At 72.5% G+C, this 20,270-nt stretch carries 16 protein-coding genes; 8 read left to right on the top strand and 8 right to left on the bottom strand.

Annotated features, from left to right (window positions below; all coding sequences use genetic code 11):
- Nucleotides 1–147: 147 nt before the first annotated feature.
- Nucleotides 148–1,272: a Gfo/Idh/MocA family protein gene (locus FB558_RS15645; protein ID WP_142053352.1), complete on the bottom strand. Its 1,125-nt coding sequence runs from the start codon at nucleotides 1,270–1,272 to the stop codon at nucleotides 148–150.
- Nucleotides 1,259–2,008 (bottom strand): FadR/GntR family transcriptional regulator, encoded by a 750-nt coding sequence (locus FB558_RS15640; RefSeq protein WP_246106459.1) that lies wholly within the window; start codon nucleotides 2,006–2,008, stop codon nucleotides 1,259–1,261. The genes FB558_RS15645 and FB558_RS15640 overlap by 14 nt, the downstream gene beginning before the upstream one ends.
- A 53-nt stretch (nucleotides 2,009–2,061) precedes the next feature.
- Here FB558_RS15640 and FB558_RS15635 point away from each other — a divergent pair, with 53 nt between their 5' ends.
- Together FB558_RS15635 and FB558_RS15630 are read left to right on the top strand one after the other, a co-directional pair.
- Nucleotides 2,062–3,219, top strand: coding sequence for a mandelate racemase/muconate lactonizing enzyme family protein (locus FB558_RS15635; RefSeq protein WP_142053350.1), 1,158 nt, complete (start codon nucleotides 2,062–2,064; stop codon nucleotides 3,217–3,219).
- Nucleotides 3,216–3,914, top strand: coding sequence for an RraA family protein (locus FB558_RS15630; RefSeq protein WP_142053348.1), 699 nt, complete (start codon nucleotides 3,216–3,218; stop codon nucleotides 3,912–3,914). The genes FB558_RS15635 and FB558_RS15630 overlap by 4 nt, the downstream gene beginning before the upstream one ends.
- An 80-nt stretch (nucleotides 3,915–3,994) precedes the next feature.
- Here FB558_RS15630 and FB558_RS15625 read toward each other — a convergent pair whose 3' ends face one another.
- Nucleotides 3,995–5,290, bottom strand: coding sequence for an adenosylmethionine--8-amino-7-oxononanoate transaminase (locus FB558_RS15625; protein WP_142053346.1), 1,296 nt, complete (start codon nucleotides 5,288–5,290; stop codon nucleotides 3,995–3,997).
- A gap of 125 nt (nucleotides 5,291–5,415) precedes the next feature.
- Between FB558_RS15625 and FB558_RS15620 the strand changes: the two genes are divergently transcribed.
- Both FB558_RS15620 and FB558_RS15615 read left to right on the top strand, forming a co-directional pair.
- The gene (locus FB558_RS15620; protein ID WP_142053344.1) at nucleotides 5,416–5,739 is read left to right on the top strand and encodes a DMT family transporter; all 324 of its coding nucleotides are present in this window, start codon (nucleotides 5,416–5,418) and stop codon (nucleotides 5,737–5,739) included.
- Nucleotides 5,667–6,281 (top strand): TetR/AcrR family transcriptional regulator, encoded by a 615-nt coding sequence (locus FB558_RS15615; protein ID WP_281288624.1) that lies wholly within the window; start codon nucleotides 5,667–5,669, stop codon nucleotides 6,279–6,281. The genes FB558_RS15620 and FB558_RS15615 overlap by 73 nt, the downstream gene beginning before the upstream one ends.
- 10 nt (nucleotides 6,282–6,291) lie before the next feature.
- Here FB558_RS15615 and FB558_RS15610 read toward each other — a convergent pair whose 3' ends face one another.
- The 3 genes from FB558_RS15610 to FB558_RS15600 all read right to left on the bottom strand — a co-directional run bounded on the left by FB558_RS15610 (nucleotide 6,292) and on the right by FB558_RS15600 (nucleotide 8,095).
- The gene (locus FB558_RS15610; RefSeq protein ID WP_142053340.1) at nucleotides 6,292–6,588 is read right to left on the bottom strand and encodes a DUF1905 domain-containing protein; all 297 of its coding nucleotides are present in this window, start codon (nucleotides 6,586–6,588) and stop codon (nucleotides 6,292–6,294) included.
- An 88-nt stretch (nucleotides 6,589–6,676) separates the two neighbouring features.
- Entirely contained in the window at nucleotides 6,677–7,648 is a 972-nt protein-coding gene (locus FB558_RS15605; protein WP_142053338.1) for an aldo/keto reductase, read from the bottom strand.
- A gap of 3 nt (nucleotides 7,649–7,651) precedes the next feature.
- Nucleotides 7,652–8,095, bottom strand: a complete 444-nt coding sequence (locus FB558_RS15600; RefSeq protein ID WP_142053336.1) for a PPOX class F420-dependent oxidoreductase — start codon at nucleotides 8,093–8,095, stop codon at nucleotides 7,652–7,654.
- Nucleotides 8,096–8,163: 68 nt separating this feature from the next.
- Here FB558_RS15600 and FB558_RS15595 point away from each other — a divergent pair, with 68 nt between their 5' ends.
- The 3 genes from FB558_RS15595 to FB558_RS15585 all read left to right on the top strand — a co-directional run bounded on the left by FB558_RS15595 (nucleotide 8,164) and on the right by FB558_RS15585 (nucleotide 10,768).
- Nucleotides 8,164–9,000, top strand: a complete 837-nt coding sequence (locus FB558_RS15595) for a helix-turn-helix domain-containing protein (protein WP_142053334.1) — start codon at nucleotides 8,164–8,166, stop codon at nucleotides 8,998–9,000.
- Between the two features lie 38 nt (nucleotides 9,001–9,038).
- Nucleotides 9,039–9,731, top strand: coding sequence for a formylglycine-generating enzyme family protein (locus tag FB558_RS15590; RefSeq protein WP_142053332.1), 693 nt, complete (start codon nucleotides 9,039–9,041; stop codon nucleotides 9,729–9,731).
- Between the two features lie 176 nt (nucleotides 9,732–9,907).
- On the top strand, nucleotides 9,908–10,768 hold the full coding sequence (locus FB558_RS15585; protein WP_142053330.1) for a CBS domain-containing protein: 861 nt from the start codon (nucleotides 9,908–9,910) through the stop codon (nucleotides 10,766–10,768).
- A gap of 107 nt (nucleotides 10,769–10,875) precedes the next feature.
- On the opposite strand, the gene FB558_RS15580 is transcribed toward FB558_RS15585, so the two are convergent.
- Nucleotides 10,876–11,556: a hypothetical protein gene (locus tag FB558_RS15580; protein WP_142053328.1), complete on the bottom strand. Its 681-nt coding sequence runs from the start codon at nucleotides 11,554–11,556 to the stop codon at nucleotides 10,876–10,878.
- Nucleotides 11,557–11,577: 21 nt separating this feature from the next.
- Complete coding sequence (locus FB558_RS15575; protein WP_142053326.1) at nucleotides 11,578–17,745, bottom strand: hypothetical protein; 6,168 nt, start codon at nucleotides 17,743–17,745, stop codon at nucleotides 11,578–11,580.
- A gap of 940 nt (nucleotides 17,746–18,685) precedes the next feature.
- Here FB558_RS15575 and FB558_RS15570 point away from each other — a divergent pair.
- Nucleotides 18,686–19,390: a hypothetical protein gene (locus FB558_RS15570; RefSeq protein ID WP_142053324.1), complete on the top strand. Its 705-nt coding sequence runs from the start codon at nucleotides 18,686–18,688 to the stop codon at nucleotides 19,388–19,390.
- Nucleotides 19,391–20,270: the final 880 nt, after the last annotated feature.

Here is a 20,270-nt window from a genome sequence, read left to right as displayed (position 1 = left end):
GAGCAGCACTTCCGGCCCCCTTGCCGGAGAAAGCGCTGCGTGTTCATGCTGTGGAACGAAAACGGGAAATGGTTTCGCGTAGCAGAATCCGCTACCGCGTAGTGCGACGCGAATCACGTTAGGAGGACTGCGCGCGCGTGTCAACGGTCACTCCTCAGATGTCCGGTCACCGGGCAGCCCGTCGAACAGCCCCGCGCCGCCGCGGGGGCGCCACAGCGGCACCCCCGCCTCGTCGGCCGGCTCGAGCCCGACGACCTCGTCCCGCTCGGCCGAGTCCAGAGCGCCGAGGACGATCCGCATGTTCGTGACGCTCTGGGCCACCGTCGCGACCACGGGGGCGCCGTGGCGCACGGCGTCGGAGAAGTCGCAGAGCTCCCCGTAGTAGCCGTTGTCGATGCCGGTGAACACGTCGGTGCGGGTGCTGCCGTCCGCGCGGACCAGCGTGACGCGCCGCTCCGCCTCCGGCCCGGAGAGCACGAGCACGCCCTCGGTGCCGTAGAGGCGCATGTCGTTCGGCTCGGCAGGCAGCGGGATCTCCGAGTAGCACGCCGTGTAGTTGCCGACCGCGCCGGAGGCGAAGGTCAGGTTCAGCGTGAGGTCCGACGGCGAGTCGATCGTGCTGTTGGCCCACTGCACCCCGCCGTGCACCCGCAGCGCGTCACCGCAGAGCATCCGGATCTGCGCGATGTCGTGCACACCGGCGTCGAGGTGCACCCCGCCGCGGTACTGCGGCCGCTGCCGCCACGGAGTGCTGCTGAACCCGCCCTCACGCGGCACCGACTGCCCGGCACGCCGGTACGCCATCAGGTGCAGCTTGCCGATGGCGCCGTCGTCGACCAGCGCCCGGGCGTGGCGGATGTCGTCGCGGTAGAAGTAGTTCTCCGCGATCATGATCGTGCGGTCCGGGTGCGCAGCGGGGAGCTCGAGGAACGCCCGCGCCTGCTCCTCGCCGGTGCCGGTGGGCTTCTCGCAGAGCACGTGCTTGCCCGCCGCCAGTGCGTCGGCCGCGATGCCGTAGAGGGCCGGGATCGGCACCGAGATCAGCACCGCGTCCACGTCGGCCCTGGCCAGCAGGGCGTGGTGGTCGGTGGTGCGAGCGGCCGCCGTGAGCCCGGCGGCGGTGGCGAAGCGTTCGGCCTGCTCGGCGGAGGCGTCGGCGAGCGCGGTGACGACGTAGCGGTCGGGCATGCGGCGCAGGGCCGGCCAGTGCAGCTTCTCGACCGCGAGGCCCGTGCCGATCAACCCGAGCCGGATGGACTCATGCCCGCTCACTGGCCACCCCCATGCGCTGCTTCTCCTTGTCTGCCAGCAGCGGGGCGTTGCCCCGCACGTGGACCCGCATGGCTTCGCGTGCGGCGTCCGGGTCGCGGGCCTCGAGCGCGCGGTAGATGCGCATGTGGGCCGCCGTGGCGTTGGGCAGGCTGTCCGGGCCGGCCTGGTTGGTGACCCGACGGCTGGCGGTGCCGAGCCAGCGCGCCGAGTACATGATCCGGTCGAGGATGCGGTTGTTCGCCGCCCGGCAGATCTCCATGTGGAACTCGTGGTCGACCTCGAGGTAGGCGTCCGGGTCGGACTCCAGCTCCGCCATGCGGTCCAGCTCGGCGCGCAGGCGCGCGAGCGTCTCGTCGGTGATGGCGGCGGCGGCCATCGCGGCCAGCTCCGGCTCCAGCAGCTCACGGGTCTGGTGCAGCTCGCGCAGCAGCTCGTCGACGAACTCCCTGGGCAGCCACTCGGCCAGCAGCGGGCTCAGGTAGTCCCATTCCGCCTGCGGCCGGACGGTGACCCGGCGGCCCTGGGCGATGTCGACGATGTCGAGCGACGCGAGGATCTTGAGGGTCTCGCGGGCCACCACCCGCGAGACCCCGAACTCCCGCGAGATGTCCAGCTCCGACGGCGCCCGGCCCTCCGGCACCTCGCCGCTGACGATGCGACGGGCCAGGTGAGCGGCGACCTGCACCGGGAGGGTCCGGACCTTGACAGCCTCGGCCGCCTCCTGTCTCCTCTGCATGTCACCAGCTTATAGGACAAGTAGCGTTCGTCACATCTTCCAACGGGGGAAGCATGAGGATCGTGGACGTCAAGACGGCCGTGGTCGCCTACCACGGCCAGGCCACACTGGTACGGATCGACACCGACGAGGGCATCAGCGGCTACGGCGAGGCGAACCCGGACGCGGGCGCGGGCGGCGTCGTGGGAATGATCGAGTTCCTGAAACCGCTGCTCGTCGGGGAGGACCCGCGCAACGTCGAGCGGTGTTGGGACAAGCTGCGCCGCCGCAAGGTGTTCGCGGGCCCGCAGGCGGGTGTGTTCGTGATCGCGCTCAGCGGGATCGAGCTCGCACTGTGGGACCTGGCGGGCAAGGCCGCGGGCCAGCCGGTGTACCGGATGCTGGGCGGCAAGTTCCGCGACCGGATCCGCCTCTACGCCGACTGCGGCGACGGTGACGACCCCGCCGGCTCGGTGGCCGGCTGCGTGCAGCGGGCGCAGCGGATGGTCGAGCAGGGGTTCACGGCGATCAAGTTCGACATCGACGACCTGCGGCACCCGGCGAAGTTCGACGAGTACAACCACACCATCAACGCCTCCGAGCTGCGTTCGATGGTGGAGCGGGTGGCGGCGGTGCGCGAGGCGATCGGCCCGGACATCGACCTGGCGATCGACCTGCACGCCCGCTACGACGTGCCGAGCGCCTGCCGGATCGCCTGGGAGCTGGAGCCGTTCCACCTGATGTGGCTCGAGGAGCCCATCCCGGCCGAGAACGTCGACGCGCTGCGGCGGGTGCGCGAGCAGACCCGCACCCCGATCTGCGCCGGCGAGAACCTCTACCTGCGGTGGGGGTTCCGGGAGCTGTTGGAGAAGGGCGCGGTCGACGTCATCGAGCCGGACGTGCCCAAGTGCGGCGGGCTGGCCGAGGCGAAGAAGATCGCCAACCTTGCCGAGATGCACTACGTGCCCTTCGCCCCGCACCTGGTGTCCACCCCGCTGGGCACGATGGCGACCGCGCACCAGTGCGGCGCGATCCCCAACTTCTTCGTGCAGGAGTGGCACGCGCTCGAGGAGCGGGAGGTCTGGGACAGCTACGTGGTGGCCCCCGACGGCAGCGGCTCGATCGTCAAGGACGGCTACATCACCCTGCCCGACACCCCCGGCATCGGCGTCGAGCTGGACATGGACGGCGTCCGCAAGCACGCCGTTCCCGGCTTCGGGATCTTCGAATGACCGCCGCGCACCTGGACGTGGCGCAGACGGCGAAGCGGCTCAAGGCGCTCTACACCGCGGTGGTCTACGACATCATGGACGAGATGGGGCTGCCCCATCAGTGCCTCGACCTCGCGATCGCGCCGCTCGACCGCGCGATGCAGGTGGCAGGCCCCGCCTACACCGTGATGGCCGGGCCGGACGTGCGCGAGCGCGACGAGATGTCACAGAACACGAAGCTCGCCGACTTCGGCGTGTTCACGCAGATGTACGACGGGTGCGTGGTCGTCGTCGGCGCGGCGGGCGAGCGGCAGAGCGGCATCTGGGGCGAGTTGATGAGCAACGCCAGCCGCGTCCGCGGTGCCACCGGTGTGGTCATCGACGGCGGCATCCGCGACGGCAGGCTCGTCCGGGAGATCGACGGGCTGGGCGTGTTCGCGCGCTACACCTCGCCGATCGAGTCGCTGCGCCGCTCCCGGATCCACGACATCGAGGTGCCGATCTCGATGACCGGCACCACCACCAGCCAGGTCCGCGTGAACCCCGGCGACTGGATCCTCGGTGACGAGGACGGCGTGCTGGTGATCCCCGCCGAGGCGCTGGAGGAGGTGCTGGCGAAGTCCGAGGAGGCCAAGGACATCGAGGACAAGGTCCGCGAGGAGGTGCAGGCCGGCGTCCCGGTGATCGACGTCTACAACAAGTACGGCCGCCTCTGACGGACGGCTCGCACACCGACTTCATCGCTCGCGCACCGACTGCAGTCGGTGCGCGAGCGACACGATCGGTGTGCGACGGGCTATCCCGCCTGGGCCGCCGCGATCGCGCCCGCGCAGATGCGGGCCAGGTCCTCGTCGTCGGTGACGTAGGGCGGCATCGTGTAGACCAGGTCGCGGAACGGACGCAGCCACACGCCCTCGCGGACGGCGGCGGCGCCGGCCGCGGCGACGTCGACCTCGTGGTCGAGCTGCACCACCCCGATCGCGCCGAGCACGCGGACGTCCCGCACCCCGGGCAGGTCACGGGCCGGCTCGAGCCCCGCGGCGAGGCCCTTCTCGATGCGCCCCACCTGGGCGCGCCAGTCGTTCTGCCGCAGCAGGTGGAGCGACGCGGTCGCGACAGCGGCGGCGAGCGGGTTGCCCATGAAGGTGGGGCCGTGGGCGAGCACCGGCAGCTCGCCGCGGGAGATGCCGTCGGCGATCTCGCGCGTGCACAACGTTGCGGCCATCGACAGGTAGCCACCGGTGAGCGCCTTGCCGACGCACATGACGTCGGGGCTCACGCCTGCGTGCTCGGCGCCGAACAGCTCGCCGGTGCGCCCGAAGCCCGTCGCGATCTCGTCGAACACGAGCAGCACGTCGTGCGCGCTCGCGAGCTCGCGCAGCGCCTGCAGGTAGCGCGGGGAGTGGAAGCGCATGCCGCCCGCGTTCTGCACCACCGGCTCGACGATGACGGCCGCGACCTCGTCGGCGTGCCGCTCGAACAGGCCGGCGAGGTGGTCCACGTAGGCCTGCTCGAACTCGCGCGGCGGAGCGTCGGCGAACACCTGCCTCGGCAGCGCCCCGGACCAGAGGTCGTGCATCCCCCCGTCCGGGTCGCAGACCGACATCGGGTGCCAGGTGTCGCCGTGGTACCCACCCCGCCAGGTGAGCAGCCGCTGCTTGCCCGGGCGCCCCCGGGACCGCCAGTACTGCAGGCACATCTTCATCGCGACCTCCACCGACACCGATCCGGAGTCGGCGAGGAACACGTGCTGCAGCGGACCGGGCGTCATCTCGACCAGCTCGGCGGCCAACCGGATCGCGGGCTCGTGGGTGAGCCCGCCGAACATGACGTGCCCCATCCGTCCGAGCTGCCCGCGGATCGCCTCGTCGAGCACCGGGTGGGCGTAGCCGTGGATCGCCGACCACCACGAGGCCATCCCGTCGACCAGCTCACGCACCCCGCCGACCGGCTCCGCCAGCCGCAGCCGCACCCCCGACGCGGACTCCACGAGGAGCGGCGGACGCACCCCGGGCATCGGTGCGTACGGGTGCCAGACGTGCTCGCGGTCGAGCGCGAGCAGTTGCTCCGAGGTGAGATCGCCGGTCGGCACGCTGCCTCCTTGGTCGTCGGTCGTGCACCGTGACGATGCCAGGTGGGGCCGGACGCACCGGAACCTGAGCGATCGCTCCAGTAGAATTTGGAGCGTCTGCTCAGGTTTCTCCGTGGAGGTCCCCCGTGCCCTGGCTCTTCCTCGCCGGCGCCATCGTCTTCGAAGTGGCCGCGACCACCGCGCTGAAGCTCTCGGAGGGCTTCAGCCGGCTGGTCCCCTCCATCGTCGTGGTGGTCGGCTACGTCGCCGCGTTCGCCATGCTGTCGCAGGCGCTCACCCGCGGGATGGCCATCGGCGTGGCCTACGGCGTGTGGGCGGCCGCGGGCGTCGCGCTCGTCGCGGTCATCGGGGCCGTCTTCCTCGGCGAGGGCATGACCTGGGTGCAGGTAGGTGGCATCGCGCTCGTGATCGCCGGGGTGCTCGCCCTCGAGCTGGGAGCCCGGCACTGACCGCCGACGGACGGCGCCGCAAGGGCGAGCAGCGCCGTCGCCTGCTCCTCGACGCCACGATGCGCGTGATCGAGCGGGCCGGGGTGGCCGCGGTGAGCCAGCGCGTGGTGGCGCAGGAGGCGGGCGTCCCGCCGAGTGCGGTCACCTACTACTTCCCCGCCGTCGACGACCTGCTCGTCGCCGCGCTCGCCGCCTGCAACGACGACTACGTGCGCCAGCTCGAGACCTGCACCCGTGAACCCGACCCACTGGCCGCGCTCGCCCGCGTGATCGCCGACAGCACGGACGTGCGCCGCGCGTACGTCGCCGCGGAGTACGAGCTGTACCTCATCGCCGCGCGCCGGCCGGCGCTGCAGCCCGAGGTCGAGCGCTGGAACGTCGCACTCGACGCCTTCCTCGCCCCGCACGTCGCCGACCCGGTGACCCGCGCCGGGGCGACCGCGGCCGTCGACGGGCTGTTCATGCGCTGCTTCAGCCGACCGGATCCCCCGTCGGCCACCGAGGTGCGCGAGATCCTGGAGCGCCTGGTGCGCCCGCGCTGATCCCGCCCGGTCACGGCTTCCGCTGCGTGATCCGCTCGGCGAGGTGCACGGTGACGTTCTCGCCCGGCCCCTTCCCGATGGCCCGCTGCAGGTCGCCCTTCACCGGCAGCTTGTGCCGGCCGTCGCCGAGCGCCATGAAGGAGCTCTGGAACGGGTGGCCGTCGACCGTGCCGCGGACCTTCACCAGCCCCCGCGTGCCGAAGAACTCGGCGGAGCCGGGCATCACCACGTAGGTCCAGCCACCGGGCTCCGGGCTCTTCTCCAGCGCGGCGGTGAACTCGTGGTCCAGCGGCTGGTTCTCGCTCATGGCTCCTCCTCAGGGGACGCCCGCCGTGGCCGTCCGCACCGTCATGACGAGGATGCCCGCCCGTTTTCGACATCCCCGCGCGGTGCGCCTACCGGCCGGTGACCGAGGTCGCGTGGTCGCCGAACACGAACGTGCTCGACTCGCACTCGGCGATGAAGTCGCCCGGGAACCCGAGCTCGAACGGCACCGCCGCCTCCAGCCGCCGGATCGCGTCCGCGGGCAGGACGAGGTCGAGCCCGCCGATGCTCTCGGTGAGCTGAGCGACGTCGGCGGCGCCGACCAGCGGGTGCACGACCGGCGACCGGCTGCGCGTCCAGGCGAGGGCCACCTGGGCCGGGGCGGCGCCCAGCTCGTCCGCGACGGCCCGGACGGCGGCGCGGGCCGTCCGCTCCCGTTCGGAGAGGGTCTCCGGGTCGACGCGGCGCGAGCGCGGTCCGGCGGCGAGCACGCCGGCCGCGAGCGGTGCCCACGCGGCCACGGTCATGCCGAACGCCTCCGCCATCGGCAGCAGCTCCCGCTCGGCGTCGCGCCGCAGCAGGTTGTAGGGCACCTGCAGGCCGGCGAACGAGGTCCGGTCCCGCCATTCCGCGAGGGTGTTCGCGCGGGCGACCACCCAGGCCGGGGCGTCGGAGATGCCGGTGTAGAGCACCTTCCCCGCGCACACGGCGTCGTCGAGCGCGCGGATCGTCTCCTCGAGCGGGGTGTGCCGGTCCCAGATGTGCACCCAGAGGACGTCGACGTGGTCGGTGCGCAGCCGCCGCAGGCTCTGCTCCAGCGACAGCCCGAGGTTCTTGCGGTGGTTGCCGGCGGCGTTCGGGTCGCTCGGATCGCGCGAGAGCGTGTACTTGGTGGCGAGGACGAACCGGTCGCGCCGCTCGAGGACGGAGCCGAGCAGCTCCTCCCCGTTCCCGTAGGCCGAGGCGGTGTCCAGGACGTTGCCGCCCGCGTCGGCGTAGGCGTCGATGATCCGTCGCGACTCGCGGGCGTCCTCGAACCCCATGGTGCCGAGGAACAGCTCCGACACCCGCAGGCCGGTCCGGCCGAAGAGGCGGTAGCGCACGGGTCAGCCCACCCGGCTCGTGTCGCGCGCGGAGACCGAGTACGAGGAGCCGTCGATGCCCCACGACACGATCCGGCGCGGCCGCACGAGGATCCAGGCCGGGTCGAAGTCGAACGGGGCGCCGAGCCGCTTGCCGACGTCCTCGCCTCCCGCGGTGCGTGCCTCCGCACGCCCCCGCACCTCGACACCGCGCGGGGTCCAGGGGTCGACGTCCGCGACGTCGTCGACGACCAGCGCGACGTCCGCGTTCGCGAGCACGTCGCGGAACTTCTTGCTGCCGGCCATCCCGCTGCCTGCGTATCCGCCGATGACCAGCTCGTCGGTGTCGGGGTCCAGGAGGAACCCCACCGGCTTGACCTGGGGCCGCCCGTCCGCGCCCACCGTGGCGAGGCGGGCGAGCGGCTGCTCGTGCAGGTAGGCGATCTCTGCTGCCGTGAACGTGCTCATGCCGCCGAGCATCGATCACGCCCGCCACGGTAGGGAGACCGCGCCAGGGACCCTCTACGCTCGTCGACGTGGCCGAGAACGCGCTGGGCGCATTCCTGCGCTCCCGGCGGGAGGCGATCAGCCCGACCGCGGTCGGGCTGCCGGTCGGAACCCGCCGTCGCACGCCCGGCCTGCGCCGGGAGGAGCTGGCCGCGCTGGCCGGCATCAGCGTCGAGTACCTGACGCGCCTGGAGCGGGGCCGCGACCGCCGCCCCTCCGCCCAGGTGGTCGGGGCGCTCGCCGACGCGCTGGGCCTCACGCCCGACGAGCGGGTGCACGTCCACCGGATGGTCAAGACCGCGGACGCGCAGGTGTGCCCGCAGGCCACCCCGCCACCGCGGACGGTCCGGCCCACCGTGCTGGCCCTGCTCGACCGGCTCGAGCCCACACCCGCGCTCGTCGTCGACCCGCAGTACGACGTGCTCGCCTGCACCGCGGGGTTCCGGCGGCTCGCGGGGCCGGTCGGGCTGCTCGACGGGGACGAGCCCAACCTCGTGCGGTTCACCTTCGCCGACGCGCGGGCACGCGCGGCGTTCCCGGACTGGGAAGGCGTGGCCGACGAGCGCGCCGCCGCCCTGCGGGCCGCCGCCGACCTCGGCGACCGCGCGGCGACCGCGCTCGCCGAGGAGCTGTCCATCACCGTGGGCACCGAGTTCGGCCACCGGTACGCGGGCGCGGCCGTCCTGCCCGCATGGGCCGGCGTCGAGCAGTGGGAGCACCCGACGGCGGGGCTGCTGCGACTGGCCTTCGAGAGCCTGCCGCTGCCCGGCCCGGAGGAGCAGCGCCTGATCATCCACCTCCCGGCCGACGCGGCGACGCAGGCCGCACTGACCCTGGTGACGAACGGCACTCTCGTCGGTTCCTAGCCGACGAGCGTGCCGTTCGTCAGGGAGAAGAAGGAACCATGACGATCGTCGCGGTGCCTGACACCGTTGCCGTCCCGGCCGGTACCGCGACGCTGTCCGACCGCCGGACGCAGCGCAGGTGGCAGGTCGAGCTCGTGCCGTACCGGATCGCGGTCCACCCCGTCACCCAGGACCAGTACGCCGCGGTGACCGGCGAGCACCCCAGCAGCACCCGTGGCGGGCGGCGGCCCGTCGAAGGCGTGTCGTGGTGGGACGCGGTCGGCTACTGCAACGCGCTGTCCACCCGCGACGGGCGCACCCCGGCCTACCTCGTGCACGACGAGGAGATCACGTGGGACACCGGTGCCGACGGCTACCGGCTGCCCACCGAGGCGGAGTGGGAGCACGCCTGCCGCGCGGGGACCAGCGGTCCCCGCTACGGCCCCCTCGACGACGTCGCGTGGCACCGCGGCAACTCCGGCGAACGGACGCACGACGTGGGCGGCAAGCAGCCGAACGCATGGGGCCTGCACGACGTGCTCGGCAACGTCTGGGAGTGGTGCTGGGACTTCTACGACCCCGAGGTCTACGGCACCTACCGCGTGCTGCGCGGCGGCGGGTGGTTCGACGAGCACTGGAGCTGCCGCGCGTCCGTCCGCCGGCGCAGCCACCCGACGCTGCGCCTCGACGACGTGGGTTTCCGCGTCGCCCTCGGCCCTCAGGGCGGACCACCCCCGCCGGGGTCACGGTAGATCACCTTGCGCACACCGTCGGAACGGGTCTCCGCTCCGCCGGTTCCCACGAGGGCGGCCGCGTAGTCGCGGACCGCGTTCCCGGCGAACAGGTCGATGCTCACTTCGCGATCCGAGAGCGACGAATCCGTCAGTTCGTCCCGTGCGCTCGGCGGCGACTCGCTAACGTCCGTGCGGTGGCACAACTCGTACGGGACGTCATGACCTCTCGCGTCGTCACGGTGCGCTCCGACGAGCCCGTATCCGCCGCGGTCGAGAGGATGACCCGCTACGGATTCAGCGCACTGCCCGTGGTCACGCCGTCGTTCCGGCTGGTCGGCATCGTGAGCCTGCTCGACGTCCTGCGCTACCGCGAGGAGTACGGGGCCGCGGGCGCGGAGGCCGACGGGCAGGTCCGCGTCGAGGAGATCATGAACCCCGACGTGCTGTCGATGTCCGCCAACGCCAACGCCGCCGTCGTGGCGCAACGCCTGCGGAGCCACGGCGAGCTGCGGGTGATGCCGGTCGTGCAGGGCGCCACGCTGGTCGGCGTCGTCACCCGCAGCGACCTGCTGCGGCACCGCGACGGCAGCCGGCGCGGCGGCGGCGGTCGACGCCTCTTCGGCAGCCGCGACGTGCCGGCCGACGACCCCCTGTTCGCCTACGAGCGCGGGCGCCGTCCCGGGCCGGCCCCCGGCCCGGACACCCCGGTCCGCGACGTGATGACCCGCGACGTGGTCGCCGTCGGCCCCGCAGACCTCCTCACCCTGGCCGCCGAGCTGATGCTGCAGCACCGGCACACCGCGCTCCCGGTCGTCGACACCGACTGGCGGCTCGTCGGCATCCTGAGCGAGGCCGACATCCTGACCGACCCGCTCGCCGGCCGTTCCGCGCACTCCACGGTCGGTTCCGTGATGACGCGTTCGCCGATCGTCGTCGCGGTCGGCGCCACGGTCGGCGGCGCGCGGGCGCTGGTCGCCGACCGCGGACTGCGCACGGTGCCGGTGGTCGACGGCGACCGGCTCGTGGGTGTGCTGAGCCGCAGCGACCTGCTCTGAAGCCCGCGAACCACGGTGATCACCGAACGGGCGCAGGGACGGCGACATGTTGCCGGTACCGCACCCGACCGGTGATCAGGGCGGCGGTGGCGCGGGACGGGCCGTGATCACCCGGTGGTCTCGGGGCCGGGCGGCGGCAGCCGGAGCAGCCGCCTGCTGCCCGCGTCGATCTCGGCTCCGGCGGCCTCCGAGTGCCGGACGCCGTTGTACACCAGGTCCCAGAGCCGCTGGTTGGCCTCCAGCAACCCGAACGGGAGCGTCAGCCGCTGCGCGTTCGGCCCGACGAGCCGCAGGGCGAGCCCTCGCGACGAGTCCATGACCCGGACCGCGCGCAGCTCGTAGAGCGGCAGGTCCGTTCCGGCGCCGTCGGCGTCCACCTCGGCGACGGCGCGCGCACCGGCCCGCAGCACGACCGTGGTGTCCGCGGCGTTGCGCCAGAACGCGAGCGCGGCGACCGCGGCGACGACGGCGGCCACGATCACGAAGGCGCCCGTCGGGTCCTCGGCGGTGAGCCACACGATGACCGCGATCGCGACGGTGACCGGCAGTACGGCGTAGGCGGCCCCGAGCGCGGCGGTCCGCCAGCGGCTCGGCGGCCGGGCCGCAGCGCTCTCGAGCAGCGGGTGCCCGTGCCCGGTCGAGGCCACGAACAGCCCGTCGTCGACCTGGTGGTGCGCGACCTTCAGCCGGTACCGCTCGCCCTGCCACGGGCCGTCGACGCGCGGCGCGGCGGGCGGCCTCGGCCGCCCCGACTCGTCCGGCACGGGCGGAAGCTCACCGGTCGACATCGCCACCTCCTCCACAGTCCCTCAGAACAGGCCGCCGACGAAGTCGCCGACGGCGCGGCCCGCCGACTTGACCCCGTTCCACGCCCCTTGGGCGGCGTCCCCGATCGCGTCGTCCACGTTGGTGTTGGCGAACAGCATCGAGACGCCGACGCCCACGACGATGCCGCCCGCGACCGCCCACCCGGCCACCGGAACGGCGGCCGCCGCCCCCGCCGCGATGATCGCGGCCTGCGCACCGGCACCCGCGGCCGCGCCGACGATCGCCGTCGAGCCGGCCCGGCCGACCGCGTGCGCCGGATCCTCGCCGTTCGAGACCCCGACGGCCACGTCGATCCCCACACCGATGATCGTGCTCGCCCCGGCCACCTTCGTCAGCCCGCGCCGCACGGTCTCCTTCACCCGGCTGTCACCCATCACCCGGCTGCCGTCCGGGCCGGGCACCCGGTTGATCCCGTCCGCGGCGGTGCGGGCGCTGAACCGCTGCGCGCCCTGGGGGATGTGACCGTGGATGCCCCTCGGCACCCTGCGCTGGGTGATGTCCTTCAGCTGGTCCGACGCCGAGCGGTAGTAGTCCGCGAGCCGCTGGTGCCGCGCGGCGGCCTCCGGCGTGGTCGCCCGCGATGCCGCCCGATCATGCCGCGTCGCGGCGTCGTTGTAGGTGCCGATGCCCCGCTGGTAGTTGTTCGCGAGGTCCACACCGACACCCGCCACCGTCGGCGCGGCGCCGGGGTTCCAGCCCTGCTTCTGGTCGTTGCCGCGCAGCCCGTTGCCCGTGTTCCGATCGCCGACGTTGCCGTTCCCGTTGTTGTCGTTGCCCTGGTTGTCGTTGCCGAGGTTCCGGTTCCCGACGTTGCGATCGCCGACGTTGTCGTCGCCCCGGTTGTCGTTGCCCTGGTTCCGGTTCCCGACGTTGCGGTCCCCGAGGTTGTCGTCGCCCCGGTTGTCGTTGCCGACGTTGCGGTTGCCGACGTTGCGGTCGCCGGTGTTGTCGTCACCGCGGTTGTCGTTGCCGAGGTTCCGGTTCCCGACGTTGCGGTCACCGACGTTGTCGTCACCCCGGTTGTCGTTGCCCTGGTTCCGGTTCCCGACGTTGCGGTCACCGACATTGCCGTCGCCCTTGTTGTCGTTGCCCCGGTTGTCATTGCCGACGTTCCGGTTCCCCACATTCCGGTCGCCGACGTTGTCGTCACCCCGGTTGTCATTGCCGACGTTCCGGTTCCCCACATTCCGGTCACCGACGTTGTCGTCACCCCGGTTGTCATTCCCGACGTTCCGGTTCCCCACATTCCGGTCACCGACGTTGTCGTCACCCCGGTTGTCATTCCCGACGTTCCGGTTCCCCACATTCCGGTCACCGACGTTGTCGTCACCCCGGTTGTCATTCCCGACGTTCCGGTTCCCCACATTCCGGTCACCGACGTTGTCGTCACCCCGGTTGTCGTTCCCGACGTTCCGATCACCGATGTTTCGGTTACCGACGTTGTCGTCACCCCGGTTGCCATTGCCGACGTTCCGGTTCCCCACATTCCGATCGCCGACGTTGTCGTCACCCCGGTTGCCATTGCCGACGTTCCGGTTCCCCACATTCCGATCGCCGACGTTGTCGTCACCCCGGTTGTCATTCCCGACGTTCCGATCACCGATGTTTCGGTTACCGACGTTGTAATTCCCGACGTTGTGGTCGCCGACGTTCCCATCACCGCGGTTGTAGCTGCCTACGTTCGAGTCACCGACGTTGTAGCTACCCCGGTTGTAACTCCCCACGTTCCCATCACCGCGGTTGTAACTACCCACGTTCGAGTTGCCGACGTTGTAGTTGCCCCGGTTGTAACTCCCCACGTTCCCATCACCGCGGTTGTAACTACCCACGTTCGAGTTGCCGACGTTGTAGTTGCCCCGGTTGTAACTCCCGACGTTCCCGTCACCGCGGTTGTAGCTGCCCACGTTCGAGTTGCCGACGTTGTAGTTGCCCCGGTTGTAACTCCCGACGTTCCCGTCACCGCGGTTGTAGCTGCCCACGTTCGAGTCACCGACGTTGTAGCTACCCCGGTTGTAACTCCCCACGTTCCCATCACCGCGGTTGTAACTACCCACGTTCGAGTTGCCGACGTTGTAGTTGCCCCGGTTGTAACTCCCGACGTTCCCGTCACCGCGGTTGTAGCTGCCCACGTTCGAGTCACCGACGTTGTAGCTACCCCGGTTGTAACTCCCCACGTTCCCGCTGCCGACGTTGAAGTCGCCGGTGTTGCCGTTGCCCCGGTTCCGGCTGCCGACGTTCCCGTTGCCGATGTTGTAGCTGCCGATGTTCCCGTTGCCCCGGTTGCTGTTGCCCCGGTTGCCGCTCCCCCGGTTGCTGTCCCCGATGTTGCGGTTGCCCTGGTTGTTGCTGCCCCGGTTCCCGTGGCCCTGGTTGTTGTTGCCGTGGTTGTTGTTGCCCCGGTTGGCGTTGCCGGTGTTCCCGTTGCCGAGGTTGTCGTTGCCGACGTTGCCGCTGCCCCGGTTGCGGTGGCCACGGTTGCGATCTCCGACGTTGCCGTTCCCGACGTTCCCGCTGCCGAGGTTGCGGTCGCCCTTGTTGCCGGAGCCGCGGTTCAGGTCGCCCCGGTTGCGGTGGCCGACGTTGCGCTTGCCGACGTTGTGGTTGCCGATGTTGAGGTCACCGTCGTTGTGGTCGCCCACGTTCCGGTCACCGACGTTGTGGTCGCCGCGGTTGAGGTCGCCCCGGTTGTGGTCGCCCACGTTGAGGTTGCCGACGTTGTGGTCGCCCACGTTGAGGTTGCCGACGTTGTGGTCGCCGGTGTTGCCGTCGCCGACGTTGCCGACGCCGACGTTCATCTCCTCCTTGACCGTGCCGGTGCACCCGATGCCGCACCCGACCAGCACCGCGTTCATCCGGGAGTTGCCGGACGGGCCGCTGCGCGGCTGCTCCGCGGCGGGCTGCTCGGTCACCGCGTCATCGATGACGAACTCCGGGGCAGTGGACGCCTGGGACGTGGTCTCGCCGATGCAGCCGCCACCGCCGGCGACCGTGCAGGCGGCCGTGCTGTTCGAGCCCCGCCGCCGCTCGCCGACCCCGAGGTCGATCGCGTTCGTCTCGCTGGCGGCCCGGCCGCCGCACGAGGCGGAGCCGACGGGGCACCGGCTGTCGGCGCTCGAGCGCGAGACGCTGACCGGCCCGGAGACGTGCACCGGCCCGTGGGCGGTCATCACCGGCTCGGAGCGGTCCTGCACCAGGGTGTCGGTGTCCGCCCTGCAGCTGCCGCCGGCTCCCCGGGTCTCGCAGGACGTCGTGCCGACGCTGTCGCGGTAGGCCACGTCGCCGGACGCGGAGCCGGTCGTGGCGCTGGCCGCGCGGCCCGAGCAGTCGGCGGTCTGGCAGGCGACCTGCGCGTGCGCCTCGCTCCACGCGATCAACGGGCCGGTGTCGCCGGTCGTGGTCGTCTTCTCGGTCTCCTCGGCGGGCGGCGGCGCCTGCGGGTCCGCTGCGTGCGCGGACCGCACCCCGGCCGCGGCCACGCGGGTGGCGGACTCGGCCGTGCGCTCGGCGAGCCACTCGTCCGCGTCCGTCGTCCGGTGGTCGTTGCTCACCCGGGAGGTGGAGTCCGACACGCACCCGGTGGCGTTGGCCTCGCAGCTCGACGTCCCGGTGGTCTCGCGGGTCGGAGCGGGCCCGCCGTCGACCGCGCGCCCGGTGCCCGTGGCCCGGGTGCCGCTCGCGCCCGTGCCGCCGCATCCGACGACACCCGTGCAGTCCACCACCGCAGCGGCGGAGGCGGTTCCGGTCGAGCGGGCGCCGGTGGCGCCCGACTCCGCCGCGCGGTTCTCCGGACCGTCGCTCGTGGCCGCGTGGTCCGCCACGGCGTGGCTGTCGGCGTGGCAGGCGCCTGCGGCGACCGTGCAGCGTGACGAGCCGCCGCCGAGCCGCTGGACGCCCGCGGCGCCACCCGCCTCCGCGCTCGTCGTCGTCGCACCCCCGCCCGTGCAGCCCGCTGCCCCACCGCAGTCGACGCTCGTGCTCGTCGTGCTCGACGAGAACGCGTCGCCGTCCGACAGCACCGCGACGTCGTCCGCGTCGTCACGGTCCGCCTCGACCGCCGACTCGGTGCCGGTGCGGCTCTCGGCCTCACACCCGCCACCCCGCACCTCGCACGACGCGGTGCCGGTGCTGCCGCGGCTCGCCCCGGCCGCGAGCCCGCTCGCGGACCCGCTCGTCGCGGTCGTCCCGCGGCCCGAGCAGTCCGCCGCGTCGCAGTCCACCTCGACGGTGGCGACGCCGTCGATGTCGACCCGGTCGTCCGACCCGTCGACCTCGGACTCCGCGACGGCACGGCAGGCGCCGCCCGAGACCGTGCAGCCCGCGTCGGTCTTCGCCGCCGACGTGCCGGCACCCGCGATGCCGGCGTCGTGGTCCGCCCCGGTCGAGCCGGTCGCCGAGCCGGCGCACCCGGCGCCGCACTCGACCTCGGCCTCCGCCCGGGCCTCGCCGTCCTCGTCCAGTTCCACCGAGCTGGATGCCGCGCAGATGCCGCCCTCGCACTGCGCCGACCCACGGCTCGATGCCCCGCTGGTGCTGAGCTCGTCGCGGTCCGGCTGGTCGCCGCTCAGGCTCGCCAGCCGCGCCGCGGCGTCGGGGCCCTCCCGCCCGTTGCCGGAGCTGTGGCTCTCGCACGAACCGTCAGCGCTCTCGCACTCGGCGGACGCCTCGTCCGGCTCGGCCAGGGAACGCTGCGCGCAGTCGCCGGTGCAGCGCGCCGACGCCTGCGTGGCCGTGCCGTCCTCGTCCCGGCTCGAGGCTGTGCTCCCGCAGACGCCGGACACGTCGCACGACGCCGACGCCTCGTTGTCGCCCGACCGCGAGGACGCCCCACAACCCGACAGGCCCGAGATGCCCACGCACCGGTCGGAGTCCCGCTCGCCGTCAGCGCTCTCGGTGGCCGCGCCGCACTCGACGAACACGCCGCTCGACCCGCACCCCGAGACCGAGCCCTCACCGTCCAGGTCGTCCTCGGACACCGCGTCCGGGTCGTGCCCGGTGGCCTCCATCAGCTCGTCGGTGGCCTCGTACACGTCGTCGCGCTGCGCCTCGAACTCCTCGACGTTGCGCTCGTGCGCCTTCTCCCCGGCCGCACCCGAGGAGACCCGCTCCTCCTCGGCCGCCAGCTCACGCTCCCGCTCCGACAGGTCCCGGTGCCCGTCCACGACCTCGTCGATCAGCTCGGCCCGGTCCGACGACAGCCGCTCCCGATCCGCCTCGACCTGGCGCTCCAGCTTCCGGTGCGCTGCGGCCTGCTCGGCGTACTCGGCCTCGGTGGACGAGCCTGCCGCGACGTCCTCCTTGGCCTGCTCGAGCTTCTGCTCGCTCTCATCGAGCTCGATCTCGCCCTCGAGCACCCGCTCGGTCCGCTCCGGCGAGTCGTCGGAGTCGCGGTCGGAGTCCTCGCGGTCGTCGTCGCGTTCCTCCTCCCGATCGTCGTCCGACGCCGACGCCCGGAGCAGGCTCATCGCGACCTCACCGGCCGGGGGGCCGCGGGGGTCTGCGTCCGAGCGCCGGTACGACCGCGCCGGTTCGGACGCGCGGGCGGCCGTCGTCCGCTCGCCGCCCTCCTCGAGCCGAGCCCGGCTCGTGGCGGCGCCGGACGGCTCGTCCTCGCCGGACGCCTTCCGGAGTGCGTCCCGGGTGACCTCGACCGCCCGACGCACCTCCTCCTCTGCTCCGCCCGCGCTGTCGAGCGCCTCGTCCACGAGGCCCTTCACGGTGCGAGCGAGCTCGCCGTCGGTCACCTCGCGCGCGGCGTCCGCGGCGCGCCGGACCTCGTCACGACCCTGTTCGCGGCCCGCGTCGCCCGGCCGGTCACGGTCGCTCTGCTCCCGATCCTGCTCGCGGATCCGTTCCCGCACGGCCTTCCGGACCGCTCCTGCGATCTCGGCCCCGCTCTCCCCCGCACGGCTCGTCAGCTCCTCCGCGAGCTCGGTCCGGTCGCGGGATCCGTGCTCCCCGCCGCGTTCTTCCCGTGGAGTATCGGAACGCGCCACCCCGCGCTCGCCGGTCTCCTCGCCGGACGAGCCGGACCGCACCCACTCCGAGAACCGCTCGGCCTCGTCCTCGGCGGTTCCGCTGCGCTCGGTGTCGCGATCCCCCCGCTCCCGGTCCCGGTCGAGACGAGCGACGCGCTCCACGATCTCGGCCACTTCCGCCGATCCCGCACGTGGACCTCCCGCGCGACTGCGCTCTTGCTCGGAGGACGCCGCACGCTCGTCGTCGGCGTGCCGCGAACGGTCGCGCCCGGCCTTCTCGCCGTCCTCGTCCTCCCGCTCACGCGCCGCGGAGCCCCGCTCGGACGGATCCCGGCTTCCCGCGATCCCGTTCGCACGGCCCCGATCCGCACCGGCCCCGCGACGGTTCTCGTCCTCACGGCTCGCAGCGGTCCGGCTTCCGGCGTCGCGAGCCGCGGATTCCGGGACCGGCCGGTGCCGGCCCTCGATCTCTCGGTCCGCCGCGTCCCGGCCTCCGGCGGCCGCACCGACCCGCTCCGGGTCTACCGGATCCCGGTCCGCGCCGTCACGGTCCGCGCCATCCCGGCCCGCGCCATCCCGGCCCAGTTCCTGACGGTGCTCGGCTCCACGACTCGAGGCCTGCCGCTCACCGGCGCCCCGAGACGGACCGACCTCGCCCGCGGCGTACTCGTCCTCGGCGCCCCCGGAACGGTCGGTGCTCGCCGCCGACCCCGCTTCCCGAACCGCGCGCTCCGCCCCGCGGCCCGGTTCGTCGGAGTGGCTATCCCCGCGGCCAGGTCCCTCGGCATCGGACTGCCGACCCGAGTCCCGGCCGCCCCCGCGCTCGCGGTCGTCATCCGAATCCCGCTCCTTCGGGCGGCGCTCGCCGGAGGCGACCACCTGCTCCGAGCGGGACCGGTCGCTCGCCTCGTCCCGGGCGTCAGGGTTGCTCGAGCGGTCCGCCGTCCGGTCGCGGGCGTCCTGCCGCCCCGACCCCTCGTTCTCCGGGTCGGCGTCCCGGTCCTCCGCGGTGCCCGGATCCCGGTCGCCCTTCTCGCCCGAGCCCTTCTCGCCCGAGCCCTTCCCCCGGCCCGGCTCCTCCGCGTCAGACCCGGCGTCGGCCTTCTGGGCACTCTTGCTCGCGGAGCCGCTGCCGTTCGACCCCTTGTCGGCGCGCTCCGCGGGCTCAGCAGCGTCTTCGCCGGCGGTCGCCTTGTTGCCGGCGCCGTTCTCGCCGGAATCCTTCTCGCCCGACTTCCGCTCGCCAGGCTCCTGCTCACCGGTCTTCTTCTCGTCGGACCCCGGCTTGCCCGACTCCTGCTTGTCCGACTTCTCCCCGCCCGACCCCTGCTCGTCCGACTTCTCCTCGCCGGACTCCTGCCTGCCCGAGTTCTTCTCCGAGGACCTCCCCTCGGACGTCTTCTCGCCGGGCTCCTTCCCGTCGGAGCCCTTCCCGTCCGACTTCTCGTCACCCGACTCCTTCTCGTCCGACTTCTTCTCGTCGGGCTTCTTGCCGCCCGACTTCTTCCTCTCGGACTTCTCGTCGCCGGACTTCTTCTCGCCGGAGTCCTTCTCGCTCGACTTCTCGTCGGACTTCTTCTCGTCGGAATTCTTCTCGTCGGACTTCTTCTCGTCGGACTTCTTCTCGTCGGACTTCTTCTCGTCGACTTCTTCTCGTCCGACTTCTTCTCGTCCGACTTCTTCTCGTCCGACTTCTTCTCGTCCGAGTCCTTCTCGTCCGAGTCCTTCTCGCCCGACTTCTTCCCGCCGCCGGAGTCGGAGTCGCCGGAGTCGCCGCCGTCCGAACCCGAATCACCGTCTCCGCCACCTGCCGGCCTGACGCCACTCGCCTTGGGCGCGCCCTGCCCGACCGCCACAACCTGCGCCACCGGAGCCGCAACCGCCGGGGTCGCCGTCAGGAACGCCGCTCCGATCCACAGCACGACGACGGCACCGGCGAGGGCGCCGGCCCACAGCAGAGCCTGCCGCAGCCGGTCCGCGAGCGAGAGCCGCAGCCGCACGGCGTCGACGTCAGCCCGCAGGGCAGGGCCGCCGCCCCCACCCACTGACACCACACCCATAGCGGAATCTCCAGACGTTCGCCGCAGCACGCGGCACGGGGAAGGAAGAAGAACCAGAGGAGGAGGGACGCGCGGCCGCGAACCGGCACGCGAAGGCCCCGAAGCACGGAGATCCCGTCGCACGTCGCGCCTGGGGCGAGCGACCTGCCGGGCGGCCCGTGCCGCCGTGCCACACCGTCGGCCAGTTGCGAGACGTCAGCAACCGGCTGCACCGGTGAGGCAGCGATGAGGCTGCTGTGACCGCACGTCCGGGCGGTACCGGGCCGATGACGCGCAGATGCCTTCTCGGTGACATCTCGGTGTCGCCGCCCGCGCCGAGGCGCCGGTGCGCGCGCCAGGCGGCATACGCCGGTCGCCCGGGACGTCGGTGTCGCGCGCCGAGAACCGGACGCACCCCGCCCCGAGACCACGTCCCGCGGAGGACGCCGGCCGGGTGTCGCGCGATCGCGCGGCGCGGGCCCGGGACCGCCTGCGGCCGGGTGATCGGCGTGGGGCCCGGCCGGAACCGAGATGCCGGCCGTGCGGGTGAACGGAACACCAGCGCTTTCCGATCAGGTGTCGAGGACCCTGGTGTTCCGCTCACCCGTCGTGAATCGGCCCGGCGTTCTCAACCGGCCGCAGAAGGCCAGAACGCGCAGC

Origin of the sequence: Pseudonocardia kunmingensis (assembly GCF_006716445.1) — a bacterium.
Lineage (GTDB): Bacteria > Actinomycetota > Actinomycetes > Mycobacteriales > Pseudonocardiaceae > Pseudonocardia > Pseudonocardia kunmingensis.
Note: the sequence above shows the minus strand (reverse complement) of the source record. Positions and strands in the feature narration are given on the sequence as shown.